Genomic DNA, 17,906 nt, shown 5'->3' on the forward strand with positions numbered 1-17,906 from the left:
GACGACAATCAGGCAAACTTCTTCTGGACTTCTGCCGACACGTTGGCCGGCGCTTCTGCGTAGTGGTCGAACTGCATGGTGAAAGTTGCGCGACCCTGGCTCATCGAGCGCAGGTTATTCACGTAACCGAACATGTTCATGAGCGGCACCATCGCGTTGATGACGTTGGCGTTGCCGCGCATGTCCTGACCTTGGATCTGACCGCGCCGGGAATTCAGGTCGCCGATGACGGAGCCGGTGTAATCTTCCGGGGTCACCACTTCGACCTTCATGATCGGCTCGAGCAGGACGGACTTGCCCTTCTGCAAGGCTTCGCGGAATGCAGCACGCGATGCGATTTCGAAGGCGAGCGCCGACGAGTCGACGTCGTGATACTTGCCGTCGACGAGCTGAACCTTGACGTCGACCACGGGGAAGCCCGCGACGACACCAGAGCCCATCACGCTGTTGAGGCCCTTTTCGACGCCGGGGATGTATTCCTTCGGAACCGCACCGCCGACGATCTTGGACTCGAACTCGTAGCCCTTGCCGGGCTCGTTCGGCTCGACCACGATCGACACTTCCGCGAACTGACCGGTACCGCCGGTCTGCTTCTTGTGGGTGTACTTGACCTCGGCCCGCTTGGTGACGCGCTCACGGAACGCCACCTGCGGGGCGCCGATGTTGGCATCGACCTTGTAGGTGCGGCGGAGAATGTCGACCTTGATGTCGAGATGGAGTTCGCCCATTCCCTTGAGGATGGTCTGGCCGGACTCCTGGTCGGTCGACACGCGGAAGGACGGATCCTCCGCAGCGAGCTTCGCCAGCGCCACGCCGAGCTTTTCCTGGTCGGCCTTGGACTTGGGTTCGATCGCGATCTCGATGACCGGCTCGGGGAATTCCATCTTCTCGAGGATCACCGCCTTGTCGGGATCGCACAACGTGTCACCGGTGCGCGCTTCCTTCAGGCCAGCCAGTGCGACGATGTCGCCGGCATAGGCTTCCTTGATGTCTTCGCGGTTGTTCGCATGCATCAGCAACATGCGGCCGATGCGCTCCTTGCGGTCGCGCGTCGAATTGATGACGCCGGTGCCCGACAGCAGCGTGCCGGAATAGATGCGGCAGAAGGTGATGGTGCCGACGAACGGGTCGTCCATGATCTTGAAGGCCAACAGAGCCAGCGGCTCCTTGTCGTCCGGCAGGCGAACGACCTCGTTGCCGTCTTCGTCGACGCCCTTGATGGCGGGCACGTCAACCGGCGACGGCAGATAATCCACGACCGCGTCGAGCAAAGGCTGCACGCCCTTGTTCTTGAACGCCGAGCCGCACAATACCGGGAAGAACGCGCCAGTCAGCACGGCCTTGCGGATCAAGCGCTTCAACGTCGCCTCGTCGGGCTCCTTGCCGTCGAGGTAAGCGGCGAGAACTTCGTCGTCGAGCTCGACGGCGGCTTCCAACAGCTTCTCGCGATATTCCTTGGCCTTCTCGACCATGTCCTCGGGAATATCGATGTCGACGAACTTGGCGTCGAGCTTCTCTTCTTCCCAGACCACGCCCTTCATACGAACGAGATCGACCAGACCCTTGAAGTTGTTCTCGGAACCGATCGGAAGCTGGATCGCGATCGGCTTCGCGCCGAGGCGGTCGACGATATCCTGCATGCACTTGTAGAAGTCGGCGCCGGTCTTATCCATCTTATTGGCGAAGACGATGCGCGGAACTTTGTACTTGTCGCCCTGGCGCCAGACCGTTTCGGTCTGGGGCTCGACGCCCTGGTTCGAGTCGAGCACGCACACCGCGCCGTCGAGCACGCGCAAGCTGCGCTCGACTTCGATGGTGAAGTCGACGTGGCCGGGAGTGTCGATGATGTTGAGACGCTTGCCTTCCCAGAACGCGGTGGTCGCGGCCGACGTAATCGTAATGCCGCGCTCCTGCTCCTGCTCCATCCAGTCCATCGTCGCGGCACCTTCGTGCACTTCGCCGATCTTGTGGCTCTTGCCGGTGTAATAGAGGATGCGCTCGGTGGTCGTGGTCTTGCCGGCATCGATATGCGCCATGATACCGAAGTTACGGTAGTTCTCTATGGCATGAACGCGGGGCATGGAGTGTTCCTTAGATTCCGTGTGTCGCCGTTACCAGCGATAGTGCGAGAAGGCGCGGTTGGCTTCCGCCATCCGGTGCACGTCTTCGCGCTTCTTGACGGCGTTACCCCGGTTGTTCGACGCGTCCAGGAGCTCCGCAGAGAGCCGCTCGGTCATCGTCTTCTCGTTGCGATCGCGCGCAGCCGAGATCAGCCAGCGAATGCCCAGCGCCTGACGGCGCACCGAGCGAACTTCGACCGGAACCTGATAGGTCGCGCCGCCGACGCGGCGGGAGCGCACTTCGATCGTCGGCATGACGTTCTCGAGTGCCTGCTCGAACACGCCGAGCGGGTTCTGCTTGGTCTTGCTTTCGATGAGGCCGAACGCGCCGTAGACGATGCCTTCGGCGACCGACTTCTTTCCGGCGTACATCACCGAATTCATGAACTTCGTGACGATGATGTTCCCGAACTTCGGATCGGGAAGGACTTCGCGCTTTTCGGCAGAATGGCGACGAGACATGGACCTGGTTCCCGCTTACTTCGGACGCTTGGCGCCGTACTTCGAACGGCGCTGCTTACGGTTCTTGACGCCCTGGGTATCCAGAACGCCGCGGAGGATGTGGTAGCGCACGCCGGGCAAGTCCTTGACGCGACCGCCGCGGATCATGACCACCGAGTGCTCCTGGAGGTTATGGCCCTCACCGGGGATGTAGCCGATCACCTCGAAGCCGTTGGTCAGGCGCACCTTGGCAACCTTACGAAGCGCCGAGTTCGGCTTCTTCGGGGTCGTGGTGTAAACGCGCGTGCAAACACCGCGCTTCTGCGGCGACTGCTGCAGTGCCGGCACCTTCTTGCGCGACTTCTGCACTTCCCGCGGTTGAGCGATCAGCTGGTTGATCGTCGGCATCCTGGCATTACCCTTTGTGTTCTGCCGCGGCCCGTCGCCGGGTCCGCAAATTCTTTCGAGCTACCCGCCCGACGAGGCCGTCTTGCGCGGAACAATCCGCACAAAGCGAAATCGCGCCAACCACCCATCAACGGGCGGAAAGCGCTTCGACGCCACAGAGGACCGCAGTAGTTGAACCGGTCAGCTTGAAGCTGCGGTCCGCGCACCGAGGTCATGCATCCGAATTCGATCTCGAGAGAACATGCTCACGAGACCTAAAATCGCACTGGCATTGCCTAGCTATGATCGACAGCGTTTGAGCGGCATTCGTCGAGGTTGGTGCCTGTCTTGGCGATCCCAGGGGATCAAACAGGTGGCCCGTTCCGACGTTGGCGATGCTCACCGCCTGTCGTTAAGTGAGGGGGTTCTATAAGTGGGAGTCGGTCAAGTCAAGGCGAAACGTCAGTCAGAAGCGCTTCCCGCGCCTGCCGAAATCGCTTCACGGGCCGCTCGCTGCACCTTCGCGATATGGAAACGAAGAGCGCGTTCCGCCGCCTCGAATCCAGTTTATACCCGGGTTAAATATACTTTTGTAACCTTTGGCTAAGGCTTTCTTTCCAGTTGGAGCGCCAATGTGCCGCCTTGGGCAGAGATTAGCACCATGCGGTACACCGACATTGCCATTATCGGCGGGGGATTGTCCGGCTCGACCGCCGCCGCGATGCTCGGCCGTAGCGGCATTTCGACCATCCTGATCGATCCGCATGAGAGCTATTCGGCCGACTTTCGAGTCGAAAAACTCAGTGGTCACGTGCAGGTCGGGCGATTCCTGCAGACGGGAATCGCCGAATCGGTGCTGCGCCGCGCGACCTTTGTGGGCGAGAACTGGATCGCGCGCTTCGGCCGCCTTCTCGACAAGGCGCCGAGCCGACAGTTCAACATCCTCTACGATTCCCTCGTCAACGCTGTCCGCGACGAAATTCCTGTCGGCGTCGAGCGCATCTGCGCCAAGGCCATCTTGGTCGAGACGAGTGCGGAGCGGCAGAGGGTCACTCTCTCCAACGACGAGATGGTCTCCGCCCGGCTGGTCGTGCTCGCCAACGGCCTCAACGTCGGCCTGCGCCACCAACTGGGAATCACGCGAAAAGTCGTCAGTGCCTGCCATTCGATTTCGATCGGGTTCGACGTGGTGCCCGCGGGACGGGACTCGTTCGACTTCCCGGCGCTGACCTATTTCTCGGAACGGCCGAGCGACCGCATCCCCTATCTCACGCTTTTTCCGATCGGGACGCGGATGCGCGCCAATCTGTTCGTCTACCGCAGCTTCGACGATCCCTGGCTGCTTGAGCTGCGCCGCGCGCCCGCCGAGACGTTGAACGCCGCGCTGCCACGGCTCAAGCGCATCACCGGACCATTCGACATTCCCGGTGAGCTGAAAATCCGCCCGGTCGATCTCTATGTGAACGATGCAAGCGGCCAACCCGGCCTCGTGCTGGTGGGCGATGCCTTCTCGACCTCCTGCCCGGCCGCCGGCACAGGGTGCGACAAGGTCTTCACCGACGTCGAGCGGCTCTGCAACCTCTACATCCCGCGATGGCTGGCCTCCGACGGGATGGATACAAGCAAGATTGCCACCTTCTACGCAGATCCGGTCAAGCGGGCGTGCGACGATTGGTCGGCGGCGAAGGCATTCGACTTCCGCTCAGTCTCCATTGCGACCAACCCCTATTGGACGGCGCAGCGCTGGGCACGCTTCATTGCCTGGTCGGTTCAGGGGCTATTGCGGCCGCTTGGAGGAGCCTTCGATCTGGAGCCGAACTTCCTCGGTCACTCCTCCTCATCGTCCTCGTCGACGTCGTCTTCATCCTCGTCATCGTCGCTGTCCTCGTCGACGTGAGCTGGCGCGCCATGCGGTTGGTGGATCTGGTCGTTCCACAGCTTGCGATAGGTGCCGTTCTTGGCGAGCAGTTCGGCATGAGAGCCGCGCTCGATCGCCCTGCCCCCTGAAATCACGATGATCTCGTCCATCTCAACCACCGAGGTCAGGCGGTGGGTCGACCAGATCATGGTGCGGCCCTTGGCAACCTTCAGCAGCGTGCGGTTGATCGCAGCTTCCGTGGTCTGGTCGAGCGCCGAAGTGGCTTCGTCCAGCAGCAGCACGGAGGGATTACGGATGACCGCGCGCGCGATCGCGATGCGCTGGCGCTGGCCGCCCGACAAGGTATCGCCGCGCTCGCCCACCGGCGTGTCGTATCTTTGCGGCAGGCTCATGATGTAACGGTGGATCTCGGCCTTCTTGGCCGCCTCCTCCACCTCCTCGTCGGTCGCGCCCTCCTTGCCGAGCCGGATGTTCTCCCGGATCGACATGTTGAACAGCATGTTCTCCTGGAACACCACCGCCATGCTCCGGCGCAGCGAATCCAGCGTCACCTTGCGGACGTCGACGCCGTCGATGGCGACGCGCCCCTCGTCCGGCACATAGAGCCGCAGGATCAGATTCAGCAGCGTGCTCTTGCCGGAGCCCGAGGGACCGACGATGGCAATGCGCTTGCCGACACTGAGCTTGAGACTGAGATTGTCCAGCACCGGCGTCTGGCTGCGTTCGTACTGGAAGGTCACGTGGTCGAAGGTGATGTCGTTGGTGATGCGCGGCAGATCGGGCGCGCCGGCACGATCGGCGCTGCGCGTGGGCTCGTCGAGCAGCTCCTGCATGTGACGAATCGCGGCTGCCGAGGAGATCGACACCGGGATGAAATGCATCACATGGGCGATATTGTAGGACACCTCCCAGAACGCGCTCTCGAAGGTGACGAAGGTGCCGATCGTGATCTGACCCTTGGTCGCCAGATACGCGCCGATCGCGAGCACGACGAGATGCAGGAGCAGCACCGAGATGGTGACCGTCCGCTCCACCATGGTCGACAGGAACGCCGCCGAGGCCATCTTGTTTCGCGTCTCGTCGTTGCGGAATTTGAAGAACCCGAACATCCTGCGTTGCAGGCTGAACGCCTTGATCACGGCCTGCGCCGCCACGTTCTCCTGCACCATGCCGAGCAGCGCGGACTCGTTGAGCTTCTGCTCGTAATTCGCCTGAACAGCCTTTGGTGTGAGCATGCGGGGACCGATCAGCGTGATCGGAAACACCAGCAGCGCAACCGCGGCGAGCTGCCAGTTCAGGAACACCATCAGGATGATGCCCGCGATCAACTCCAGGAACGGCAATGCCGCGCTGTTGGCGAAGGTCTTGACCGAGCCCTCGAAGGCCGCGAGGTCGACGGAGAAGCGCGACAGGATCTCGCCGCGCTTGGTGCGACCGAAATAGGCCGCCGGCAGGTCCTGGACGTGCTCGAACAGCCGTTTGCGGACGTCGGAGATGATGCACGCCGCGAGCCTCGCATCCCAGCGTTCGTACCAGACCGCGACGATCGAGGTGAAGATGCCCGCGACCGCGAGCACGCCGAGGATCTTGTACAGCGCCTGGAAATCCTCCTCGCCGAGCGCGTCGTCGATCAGGTACTTCAGGCTGAGCGGCATGATGACGTTGAAGAGCGTCTCGACGAAGACGCCGAACGCCACGAAGGACAGCATCTGCTTGTAGTTGACCAGGAAGGGTTTGACGAAGCCCAGGATGGTCGCGAGCGCGCCGGCGGCTTCGCGCGCGGTAAAGACGACGAGGTCCTCGTCCTCATCATCGTCATCGAGCTCCAGCCCGCCATCCTCCTCGTCTTCATCGTCCTCGTCGTCTTCGAGGTCCGGCTTGACGGTGGGGACGAGCTTGTCGTCAAGCTCGGCCGCCTTTTCCGCGGCGAGCTTCTGTTTGTCGGGCGGGAGGGGCTTGGACGCCATGAAACCAACCGATGCTGACGGCCGGCATGACCGTAGAGAAAGAAGGAAATAGCGGAAACCGCTATTGCATCGATTCTATGCGATCAGGATGAATTCGGCAAAACAATTGGCGAAGGCGTCCGTTTCAGGCGGCTAGTCGTCTTCCCCGTCCTCGACCTTGTCGAAAAAGGAATAGCGCAGGGAATCGGCGTCGGCGTACCACTGGCCCGGCCCCTTGTTGGCGGCGAGCGTCGTCTCCCAGAGCGCGTCGGTGCAGTCCTTGCGGTGCATCGACAGCTCGAAGCCGTTGCCGAAGAACAGTTCGGACCATTCCCACCAGGTGCCGAGCTTCTTGACGCCACGCAGGAGGTCGTAGCGGTCGATCAGTGCCGGCGCCATGTCCGAGGTGACCGACCCGAACACGAGCCCGGTCTTGACCACACGGTTCAGCTCCCTGATCGCACGGACCACCTGTCTCGGGGAAACATGGCAGAGGCTGGTCTCGAACACGAAGTCAAATGCACCGTCCTTGAACGGCATGTCGGTGATCGAACCGAGCTTGTTGTACCTCTTCAGCGCCTTCGGCGTTCTGGCGTGAATGGTGCGGTTGTTCTCGATGCCCCAGGCATCGATGCCGCGATCGCGCAGCGCGCCGACAAGCTCGCCGCTGGCCGAGCCCGCGATCAAGAGCTTCGTGCCTTTGGCCTTGCCCCAGACAATGCCGATCAGTTTTGTGAGATAGTCGGGATCCGTGAAGTGTTGCCACACTTCGCTGTAGGGACCCTGGCCGCGATAATTGTCGAAATAGTCGCGATCGATCTTGTCCGAGAGCGGCTTGTCGTCCTGCGAACGCTCGCGACGCAGGCGCATCATCTCGGTCAAGATGATGTCGGTCGCCGCGTCCGAGGAATCGAGCAGGCCGTTCAGCGTCGAGTCGAACAGATAGTCGCCGACCACCACGATTCCGGGATGTTCCTTCGGCTCCGGCCGGTGATTGGTCATGACATCGCGCACGGGCAAGCCGCCCGGAATCGCGTTCACCGATGACAGCCAGCGGTGGATCTTGCCTTCCATGAAATGCGCGCGCGCATCGCCGAGCGATGCCGGCAGCGATTTCAGTGCGGCATCGATCAGCTCCCGGTCGGAGAGATTCGCAAAGGCCAGCGCGTCGGAGCCGGGAATCAGCCAGTTCAGCACGCCGTGCTTGCCCACATCATGGCGCGCGCCCTCGTTGTAGACACAGCAACCGCCAAAGGCTTCCGACATGAACCAGGCGCCGGCGATCTTGTCGCCCCAGAACGGCGTGTCGAACAGGATCGAGACACGCAGATAGTGCGCGGGACGGTCGAAGTACGAGACGTGCTTGACCATCGACTTGCGGAGCTGTTCGCCCTCCCAGCCGACGGTCCCGAGCCAGGAATGCGGCAAGCAGACCAGCACAAGGTCGAAGTCGCGCGTCTCCGGCCCCTTGCCGTTCATCATCTTGAGCTGATAGCGGCCGGTCGGCGCCTTGCCGACCGTGAGGACGCGGTGATTGAGCTGGATGTCGGCATTGACCTCGGACTGGAGGCACTCGATGAGCTGCTCGTTGCCGTTCTGGATGGAATAGAGGCCAATATAGCCGTCGACATCCATCAGGTAGTTCTTGAGCGCGTTGAGCCCGTTGGTGTTGTGGCTCTCGGTCGCGAGGTCCGAGCGCGCCATCACCTTGAAGAATCGCTTTGCGGTGTCGTCCTCGACCTCCTCGTCGAGCACCTGTTCGGCGGTCTTGTAGGCCCAGGGGTTCTCGTTGTCGTGCGCGCCGACGCCCTCGTAATACTCGATCGGCGTCATCGTCTCGGCGCAGCGCTTACGGAACGCCTCGATCGCGGCTGCGGTCTTGGCACCGTATTTGCGGCGCATGCCCGCGACGTCGTTGAGGAGCTCGCCGCCGAACTGCACCTGCTCGGCATCCATCGGAATGGTCTGCAAGCCGAAATGCTGGATCAACTCGCGCAACGGATCCGGCCCGGTCATCGAGTAGTCGTAGATCTCGGCAACGCCGGCCTCGTACATCGCGGGCGCGGAATCGAATTTGCGCGTGACGATCTTGCCGCCGAGCCGGTCGGATGCCTCGTAGATGGTGACGCGGCAGAGGTCGCCGAGCTTGCGCTTCAGATACCAAGCGCTCATCAGCCCGCCGGGGCCGCCGCCTACGATTGCGAGATCAAGCATGAGAATTCCGTGGTCTCCGGCCCGCCCCCTTCACGGGACCACCGGTCTAAGCTCCCCTAGCAGAAGCGCTTTTGCGCCTGAAGGAAAGATGAACAAAGGTTGATCCTGCACCGCAACAGGGAAACAAAGCAGCAAAAAGGCCGGCTTTCGCCGGCCTTTTCAGTGTCCTCGGTATTCCTACGGATGAACGATCATTCCGCAGGTGGCAGCGCCATCGGCTCCACTTCCGGCGCCGGCGGCACGACCGCCGCCTGCTTCTCGCGCTCGTCGAGGATCATCTTGTCGCGCTTCACGGCGACTTCGCGGATCTTCGCCATGGAGGCGCCGGTGCCTGCCGGAATCAGCCGGCCGACGATGACGTTCTCCTTGAGGCCTTCCAGCGGATCGACCTTGCCGTTGACCGCCGCTTCCGTGAGGACGCGGGTGGTCTCCTGGAACGAGGCCGCCGAGAAGAAGGAGCGGGTCTGAAGGCTCGCCTTGGTGATGCCGAGCAGAACCGGCGTTCCCGTGGCGATCTTCTTGCCCTCTTCCTTGGCCTTCGCGTTGATCTGGTCGAACTCGATCTTGTCGATCTGCTCGCCCGAGATCATGTCCGTGTCGCCCTGGTCGGTGACTTCCACCTTCTGGAGCATCTGACGGACGATCACCTCGATGTGCTTGTCGTTGATGAGCACGCCCTGGAGCCGGTAGACCTCCTGGATCTCGTTGACCAGATAGGCCGCGAGTTCCTCGATGCCCTTGACCGCCAGAATGTCGTGCGGCGCCGGGTTGCCTTCCACGATGAAGTCGCCCTTTTCGACGACGTCGCCGTCCTGAAGGTGGATGTGCTTGCCCTTCGGGATCAGGTACTCGCGCGCTTCGTCGGTCTTGTCCATCGGCTCGATCGAGATGCGACGCTTGTTCTTGTAGTCGCGCCCAAACCGGATGGTGCCCGCGATTTCGGCGATGATCGCCGCATCCTTCGGACGCCGAGCCTCGAACAATTCCGCCACCCGCGGCAGACCGCCGGTGATGTCGCGCGTCTTGGCGCTTTCGGTCGAGACACGGGCGAGAATGTCGCCGGCCTGGACCTTGGCGCCGACATCGACCGACAGAATGCCGTCGACCGACAGCATGTAGCGAGCATCGCCGCCACGGGCGAGCTTGAGCACCTTGCCGTCCTTGCCCTTGATCACGATGGCGGGACGCAGGTCCCCGCCGCCGCGCATCGAGCGCCAGTCGATGACCACGCGCTTGGCAATACCGGTGGCCTCGTCGAGCGTTTCCGAGATCGACTGTCCCTCGACCAGATCCTCGAAGCCGATGGTGCCTTCGACCTCGGTGAGGAGCGGACGGGTGTAGGGATCCCATTCGACGATACGCTGGCCGCGCTTGACCATGTCGCCCTCGTCGACGTGCAGGCGCGAACCGTACTGAATACGGTGCGTCGCACGCTCTGTGCCGTCGGCATCGACGATCGCGATCACCATGTTGCGAACCATCGCGACCAGGTGGCCGTCGCTGTTGCGGGCGATGGCCTTGTTCCTGATCACGATCTTGCCGTCGAAATTGGATTCGACGAAAGATTGCTCGTTCAGCTGCGCCGCACCGCCGATGTGGAAGGTGCGCATGGTGAGCTGGGTGCCAGGCTCGCCAATCGACTGCGCCGCGATGACGCCGACCGCTTCGCCGTGGTTGACCGGCGTGCCGCGAGCGAGATCGCGGCCGTAGCACTTGCCGCAGATGCCGTTGACGAGCTCGCAGGTCAGCGCCGAGCGGATCTTCACCTCCTGGACGCCGCCCTGATGGATGGCATCCAGATGGCTCTCTTCCATCAGCGTACCGCGCTTGAAGATCACCTTGCCCGTGCTGTCACGCACGTCTTCGCAGGCCGTGCGTCCGAGGATGCGCGAGCCGAGCGAAGCGACCACGGTGCCGGCATCGACGATGGCGCGCATCTTGATGCCGAGCTTGGTGCCGCAATCGTCCTGCGTGATGATGCAATCCTGCGCGACGTCGACGAGACGACGGGTCAGGTAGCCGGAGTTCGCGGTCTTCAACGCGGTGTCCGCGAGGCCCTTGCGGGCGCCGTGGGTCGAGTTGAAGTACTCGAGCACCGAGAGGCCTTCCTTGAAGTTCGAGATGATCGGCGTCTCGATGATCTCGCCCGACGGCTTGGCCATCAGGCCGCGCATGCCGGCGAGCTGGCGCATCTGGGCCGGCGAACCGCGGGCACCGGAGTGAGCCATCATGTAGATCGAGTTGATGTCGGCATCCGCCCCGCTCGCCGTCTTCTTGGTCGAGGAGATCTCCTTCATCATCGCCTTGGCGATTTCTTCCGTGGCCTTCGACCAGGCGTCGACGACCTTGTTGTACTTCTCGCCATGGGTGATCAGGCCGTCGTTGTACTGCTGCTCGAAATCCTTCGCCAGCGTACGGGTGGTCTCGACGATCTTCCACTTGGAGTGCGGCACGACCATGTCGTCCTTGCCGAACGAGATGCCGGCCTTGAACGCGTTGTAGAAGCCGAGCGCCATGATGCGGTCGCAGAAGATCACCGTCTCCTTCTGACCGCAGTGGCGGTAGACCTGGTCGATGACGCCGGAGATCTCGCGCTTGGTCATCAGCTTGTTGATGATCTCGTAGGGAACACGCGGGTTCTTCGGCAGCAGATTGCCCAGCATGACGCGGCCAGCGGTGGTCTCGATCCAACGCTTGGAGATCTTGCCGGTATCGTCGATGCCTTCCCACCGGTACTTGATCTTGGTGTGGAGGTGGATGACCTTCGCGTGCAGCGCGTGCTCGAGCTCCGCCATCTCGCCGAAGATCTTGCCCTCGCCGGGCAGGCCTTCGCGCATGATGGAGACGTAGTAGAGACCGAGCACGATGTCCTGCGACGGCACGATGATCGGCTGGCCGTTCGCCGGATGCAGGATGTTGTTGGTCGACATCATCAGGACGCGCGCTTCCAGCTGCGCTTCCAGCGACAGCGGGACGTGCACGGCCATCTGGTCGCCGTCGAAGTCGGCGTTGAACGCGGCGCAGACCAGCGGGTGGAGCTGGATCGCCTTGCCCTCGATCAGCACGGGCTCGAACGCCTGGATGCCGAGGCGATGCAGCGTCGGTGCGCGGTTGAGCAGCACCGGATGCTCGCGGATGACCTCGTCCAGGATGTCCCAGACCTCGGGCCGCTCCTTCTCGACCAGCTTCTTCGCCTGCTTCACGGTGGTGGACAGGCCCTTGGCGTCAAGCCGCGAGTAGATGAACGGCTTGAACAGCTCGAGCGCCATCTTCTTCGGCAGGCCGCACTGATGCAGGCGCAGCTCGGGACCGACCACGATCACCGAACGGCCCGAATAGTCGACGCGCTTGCCGAGCAGGTTCTGACGGAACCGGCCCTGCTTGCCCTTGAGCATGTCGGCGAGCGACTTCAGCGGACGCTTGTTGGCACCGGTGATGACGCGGCCACGGCGGCCGTTGTCGAACAGCGCGTCGACCGCCTCCTGAAGCATGCGCTTCTCGTTGCGGATGATGATGTCCGGCGCGCGCAGCTCCATCAGCCGCTTCAAGCGGTTGTTGCGGTTGATGACGCGGCGGTAGAGGTCGTTGAGGTCCGAGGTCGCGAAGCGGCCGCCGTCCAGCGGCACCAGCGGACGCAGGTCCGGCGGAATCACCGGGACCACGGTCATGATCATCCATTCCGGCTTGTTGCCGGAGTGGCGGAACGCTTCCACGATCTTCAGGCGCTTGGCGAGCTTCTTGTGCTTGATGTCGGAGTCGGTCTCCTGCATCTCCGCGCGCAAGGTCAGCTCGAGCTTCTCGAGATCCATGCCCTTGAGCAGCTCGCGGATCGCTTCCGCGCCGATCATGGCGGTGAAGGAATCCTGGCCATACTCGTCCTGCGCCTTCAGATACTCGTCTTCCGACAAGAGCTGACGGTCCTTCAGCGCGGTGAGGCCCGGCTCGAGCACGACGTAATATTCGAAGTAGAGGATCCGCTCGAGATCCTTCAACGTCATGTCGAGCAGGAGGCCGATGCGCGAGGGCAGCGACTTCAGGAACCAGATGTGGGCGACGGGGGCCGCGAGCTCGATATGGCCCATGCGCTCGCGCCGGACGCGCGACAGCGTGACCTCGACCGAGCACTTCTCGCAGATGATGCCCTTGTACTTCATGCGCTTGTACTTGCCGCACAAGCACTCGTAGTCCTTGATCGGCCCGAAGATGCGGGCGCAGAACAGGCCGTCGCGCTCGGGCTTGAAGGTACGGTAGTTGATGGTTTCCGGCTTCTTGATCTCGCCGTACGACCAGGACAGAATCTTCTCGGGGCTCGCGATCGAGATCCGGATCTGGTCGAAGACCTGAGCCGGCGTCGTCGGATTAAAGAGATTCATAATTTCTTGGTTCATCGTCTTCTCCTCGCGTGCCGGTCGCCTCCGGCAGCAAATTCGAAAATCACTATGCGGGGCGCCCTGCCCTCGCGATTCGAGGACTGGGCGCCGATGCCCGGCCATTCAGGCCGGGCATGAGGGTCGTATTACTCGGCCGCTTCCGCCGTCCCCGGTCCGACCTTGGAATTGTGCAAGTCGACGTTGAGGCCGAGCGAGCGCATTTCCTTGACCAGCACGTTGAACGATTCCGGAATACCGGCCTCGAAGGTGTCGTCGCCACGCACGATCGCCTCGTACACCTTGGTACGGCCGGCGACGTCGTCCGACTTCACGGTCAGCATCTCCTGGAGCGTGTACGCCGCGCCGTAAGCCTCGAGCGCCCACACTTCCATTTCGCCGAAACGCTGGCCGCCGAACTGCGCCTTGCCGCCCAGCGGCTGCTGGGTAACGAGCGAGTACGGACCGATCGAACGCGCGTGGATCTTGTCGTCGACGAGATGGTGCAGCTTGAGCATGTAGATGTAGCCCACCGTCACCTTGCGATCGAAGGCATCGCCGGTGCGGCCGTCATAGACGGTCGACTGGCCCGAAGCGTCCAGACCGGCAAGCTTCAGCATCTCCTCGATGTCGGCTTCCTTGGCGCCGTCGAACACCGGCGTCGCGATCGGAACGCCGCGGCTCAGATTGTGGCCGAGCTCGATCAACTCGTTGTCGTTGAGCGACTTGATCGTCTCGTCCTCGCCGTAGACCTTCTTCAAGGTTTCCTTCAGCGGCCGGATGTCCTGCTTCGACAAATAGGCATCGACCGTCTGGCCGATACGCTTGCCGAGGCCGGCACAGGCCCAGCCGAGATGGGTCTCGAGGATCTGTCCGACGTTCATGCGCGAGGGCACGCCGAGCGGATTGAGCACGATGTCGGCATGCGTACCGTCTTCGAGGAACGGCATGTCCTCGATCGGCACGATCTTCGACACCACGCCCTTGTTGCCGTGGCGGCCGGCCATCTTGTCGCCGGGCTGGATCTTGCGCTTCACCGCGACGAAGACCTTGACCATCTTCATCACGCCGGGCGGCAATTCGTCACCGCGCTGAAGCTTTTCGACCTTGTCGAGGAAGCGCTGTTCCAGCCCCTTCTTCGACTCGTCGTACTGCTTCCGCATGGCCTCGATCTCGGCCATCAGCTTGTCGTTCGGCGAAGCGAACAGCCACCACTGCGACTTCGGGTACTCCTCGAGCACCGCACGGGTGATCTTGGTGTCCTTCTTGAAGCCCTTCGGACCGGCGATGCCCTGCCGTCCTTCGAGCAGCTCGGCAAGGCGGTTGTAGACGTTGCGGTCCAGGATCGCCTGCTCGTCGTCGCGGTCCTTGGCCAGACGCTCGATCTCTTCCCGCTCGATCGCCAGCGCACGCTCGTCCTTGTCGACGCCGTGCCGGTTGAACACGCGCACTTCGACGATGGTGCCCTGCACGCCCGGAGGAACGCGCAGCGAGGTGTCGCGGACGTCGGAAGCCTTCTCGCCGAAGATGGCGCGCAGGAGCTTTTCCTCCGGCGTCATCGGGCTTTCGCCCTTCGGCGTGATCTTGCCGACCAGGATGTCGCCGGCGCGCACTTCCGCGCCGATGTATACGATGCCGGCTTCGTCGAGGTTCTTCAGCGCTTCTTCCGAGACGTTCGGAATGTCGCGGGTGATTTCCTCGGGCCCGAGCTTGGTGTCGCGGGCCATCACCTCGAATTCTTCGATATGAATTGAGGTAAACACGTCTTCCTTCACGATCCGCTCGGAGAGCAGGATCGAGTCTTCGAAGTTGTAGCCGTTCCACGGCATGAACGCGACGAGCACGTTCCGGCCGAGCGCGAGCTCGCCGAGATCGGTCGACGGACCGTCGGCGATGATGTCGCCCTTCTTGACGATGTCGCCGACCTTCACCAGCGGACGCTGGTTGATGCAGGTCGACTGGTTGGAGCGCTGGTACTTCATCAGCCGGTAGATATCGACGCCCGACTTGGTCGGATCGAGATCTTCCGTGGCGCGGATCACGACGCGGGTTGCGTCGATCTGGTCGATCACGCCCGAACGGCGCGCCGCGATCGCAGCACCCGAGTCACGCGCAACCACGCCTTCCATGCCGGTGCCGACGAACGGCGCTTCGGCGCGAACCAGCGGCACCGCCTGGCGCTGCATGTTCGAGCCCATCAGCGCGCGGTTAGCGTCGTCGTTCTCGAGGAACGGGATCAGCGCGGCCGCGACCGAAACGAGCTGCTTCGGCGACACGTCCATGTAGTCGACCTTGTCCGGGGTCACCGGCAAGACTTCGCCGGCGTGACGGCAGACCACGAGATCTTCGGTGAAGCGGCCCTTCGGATCGAGCGGCACGTTGGCCTGCGCGACCGTGTAGCGGCCCTCTTCCATTGCCGAGAGGTACACGACCTCGTCGGTGACACGGCCGTCCTTAACCTTGCGGTAAGGCGTCTCGACGAAGCCGTACTTGTTCACGCGCGCGAAGGTCGCGAGCGAGTTGATCAGGCCGATGTTCGGACCTTCCGGCGTCTCGATCGGGCAGATGCGGCCGTAATGCGTCGGATGCACGTCGCGCACCTCGAAGCCGGCGCGCTCGCGGGTCAGACCGCCCGGTCCAAGTGCCGACAGGCGGCGCTTGTGGGTGATCTCCGACAGCGGGTTGGTCTGGTCCATGAACTGCGAGAGCTGCGAGGAGCCGAAGAACTCGCGCACGGCGGCGGCCGCCGGCTTGGCGTTGATCAGGTCCTGCGGCATGACCGTGTCGATGTCGACCGAAGACATGCGCTCCTTGATCGCGCGCTCCATGCGGAGCAAGCCGATGCGATACTGGTTCTCCATGAGCTCGCCGACCGAACGCACACGGCGGTTGCCGAGATGGTCGATGTCGTCGATCTCGCCCTTGCCGTCGCGCAAATCCACCAGCGTCTTGATGACGGAGAGGATGTCTTCCTTGCGCAGCGTGCGCTGGGTGTCGGGCGCATCGAGGTCGAGGCGCATGTTCATCTTGACGCGGCCGACCGCGGAGAGGTCGTAGCGCTCGGCGTCGAAGAACAGCGACTGGAACATCGCCTGCGCCGAATCCAGCGTCGGCGGCTCGCCCGGACGCATCACGCGGTAGATGTCGAACAGCGCGTCCTCACGCGTCATGTTCTTGTCGGCCGAGAGCGTATTGCGGATGTAGGCGCCGACATTGACGTGGTCGATGTCGAGCAGCGGCAGCTCCTTGTAGCCCTGCTCGTTGAGAGCCTTCATCGACTTGTCGGTGATCTCTTCACCGGCTTCCGCGTGGATCTCGCCGGTCTTGGGATTGACGAGGTCCTCGGCGATGTAGTTGCCGACGAGCTCCGCGTCCGACAGGCGCAGCGCCTTCAGCCCCTTCTCCTGCATCTGACGCGCACCGCGCACGGTGAGCTTCTTGCCGGCTTCGAGCACGACCTTGCCGGTATCGGCGTCGATCAGGTCGTTGATGGTCGAGTAGCCGCGGAAACGATTGGCGTCGAACGGAACGCGCCAGCCTTCCTTGATCCGCTTGTACTGGATCTTCTTGTAGAAGGTGCTGAGGATCGCCTCGCCGTCGAGGCCGAGCGCGAACATCAGCGACGTCACCGGAAGCTTGCGGCGACGGTCGATACGCGCATAGACGATGTCCTTGGCGTCGAACTCGATGTCGAGCCAGGAGCCGCGATACGGGATCACGCGGGCGGCGAACAGCAGCTTGCCCGACGAGTGGGTCTTGCCCTTGTCGTGGTCGAAGAACACGCCCGGCGAACGGTGCATCTGCGAGACGATGACGCGCTCGGTGCCGTTGACGATGAAGGTGCCGTTCATCGTCATGAGCGGGATGTCGCCCATGTAGACGTCCTGCTCCTTGATGTCCTTGACCGACTTCGCGCCGGTTTCCTCGTCGATATCGAACACGATGAGGCGCAGCGTCACCTTGAGGGGGGCCGCGAAGGTCATGCCACGCTGGCGGCACTCGTCGACGTCGTATTTCGGCGGCTCGAACTCGTAACGGACGAATTCCAGCATCGAGGTGCCCGAGAAGTCCGAGATCGGGAACACCGAGCGGAATACCGCCTGCAAGCCCTCGTCCGACCGCCCGCCCTGGGGCTCGTCGACCATCAGGAACTGGTCATAGGACGCCTTCTGAACCTCGATGAGGTTCGGCATCTCGGCCACTTCCTTGATGTGTCCGAAGAACTTGCGAACGCGTTTGCGACCGGTGAATGTCTGCTGCGCCATCGTGGCCTCTCATTTTCGTCGCCCGATTTGGGCGCGCCCTCCGGAACGCGGCGACCGCCGCTCCCCGGGTTGAATTTTTCGAACCCGTCTTGGGGGCCGGAGACTCAGTTTCAGGCAGGAATGTCCTGAATCTGTTCTTCAGACCTTCAAAACGCAAAACGACGCGCGGGGCGCAGGAGCGCGCCCGCCCGTCACAACCAACCTCTTCACGGACTGCAAAAGCCCGAAATAGCTTGCTCTCCCAACGGCTTACAGGGAATGCGGCATCCCTGCCCACCGCGCTTTCG

At 62.6% G+C, this 17,906-nt stretch carries 8 protein-coding genes; 1 reads left to right on the top strand and 7 read right to left on the bottom strand.

From position 1 onward, the window contains the following. Positions 1–8: 8 nt before the first annotated feature. The 3 genes from fusA to rpsL are packed head-to-tail and all read right to left on the bottom strand — an operon-like array spanning position 9 to position 2,969. Entirely contained in the window at positions 9–2,081 is a 2,073-nt protein-coding gene (gene fusA / locus AC0L20_RS04325; RefSeq protein WP_027518591.1) for an elongation factor G, read from the bottom strand. Positions 2,082–2,111: 30 nt separating this feature from the next. Next, on the bottom strand, positions 2,112–2,582 hold the full coding sequence (rpsG, locus tag AC0L20_RS04330) for a 30S ribosomal protein S7 (RefSeq protein ID WP_007603009.1): 471 nt from the start codon (positions 2,580–2,582) through the stop codon (positions 2,112–2,114). Positions 2,583–2,597: 15 nt separating this feature from the next. Continuing rightward, entirely contained in the window at positions 2,598–2,969 is a 372-nt protein-coding gene (gene rpsL / locus AC0L20_RS04335; RefSeq protein ID WP_007603006.1) for a 30S ribosomal protein S12, read from the bottom strand. Positions 2,970–3,609: 640 nt separating this feature from the next. Between rpsL and AC0L20_RS04340 the strand changes: the two genes are divergently transcribed. Then, positions 3,610–4,845, top strand: a complete 1,236-nt coding sequence (locus AC0L20_RS04340) for an FAD-dependent oxidoreductase (RefSeq protein ID WP_473287563.1) — start codon at positions 3,610–3,612, stop codon at positions 4,843–4,845. On the opposite strand, the gene AC0L20_RS04345 is transcribed toward AC0L20_RS04340, so the two are convergent. The 4 genes from AC0L20_RS04345 to rpoB form a co-directional block, all read right to left on the bottom strand. Beyond that, entirely contained in the window at positions 4,776–6,794 is a 2,019-nt protein-coding gene (locus tag AC0L20_RS04345; protein ID WP_473287564.1) for an ABC transporter ATP-binding protein, read from the bottom strand. The two genes, AC0L20_RS04340 and AC0L20_RS04345, sit on opposite strands and share 70 nt — an antisense overlap. A 132-nt stretch (positions 6,795–6,926) precedes the next feature. Further along, a complete protein-coding gene (locus tag AC0L20_RS04350) occupies positions 6,927–8,987 on the bottom strand; it encodes an FAD-dependent oxidoreductase (RefSeq protein WP_473287565.1) in 2,061 nt (686 codons plus the stop codon). A 191-nt stretch (positions 8,988–9,178) separates the two neighbouring features. Beyond that, positions 9,179–13,375 carry a DNA-directed RNA polymerase subunit beta' gene (gene rpoC, locus AC0L20_RS04355; protein ID WP_456769430.1) on the bottom strand — a complete coding sequence of 1,399 codons (4,197 nt, stop codon included), beginning with the start codon at positions 13,373–13,375 and terminating at the stop codon, positions 9,179–9,181. A 128-nt stretch (positions 13,376–13,503) separates the two neighbouring features. Further along, positions 13,504–17,619: a DNA-directed RNA polymerase subunit beta gene (rpoB, locus tag AC0L20_RS04360; RefSeq protein WP_007602996.1), complete on the bottom strand. Its 4,116-nt coding sequence runs from the start codon at positions 17,617–17,619 to the stop codon at positions 13,504–13,506. Positions 17,620–17,906: the final 287 nt, after the last annotated feature.

The sequence above is a fragment of the Bradyrhizobium sp. Kon58 genome (genome assembly GCF_055807455.1).

Bases quoted from the DNA above. Each gene is read 5' to 3' on its own strand.
- rpoC (WP_456769430.1), bottom strand. From the start codon at position 13,375: ATGAACCAAGAAATTATGAATCTCTTTAATCCGACGACGCCGGCTCAG.
- rpsG (WP_007603009.1), bottom strand. From the start codon at position 2,582: ATGTCTCGTCGCCATTCTGCCGAAAAGCGCGAAGTCCTTCCCGATCCG.
- fusA (WP_027518591.1), bottom strand. From the start codon at position 2,081: ATGCCCCGCGTTCATGCCATAGAGAACTACCGTAACTTCGGTATCATG.
- rpoB (WP_007602996.1), bottom strand. From the start codon at position 17,619: ATGGCGCAGCAGACATTCACCGGTCGCAAACGCGTTCGCAAGTTCTTC.
- AC0L20_RS04345 (WP_473287564.1), bottom strand. From the start codon at position 6,794: ATGGCGTCCAAGCCCCTCCCGCCCGACAAACAGAAGCTCGCCGCGGAA.
- AC0L20_RS04350 (WP_473287565.1), bottom strand. From the start codon at position 8,987: ATGCTTGATCTCGCAATCGTAGGCGGCGGCCCCGGCGGGCTGATGAGC.
- rpsL (WP_007603006.1), bottom strand. From the start codon at position 2,969: ATGCCGACGATCAACCAGCTGATCGCTCAACCGCGGGAAGTGCAGAAG.
- AC0L20_RS04340 (WP_473287563.1), top strand. From the start codon at position 3,610: ATGCGGTACACCGACATTGCCATTATCGGCGGGGGATTGTCCGGCTCG.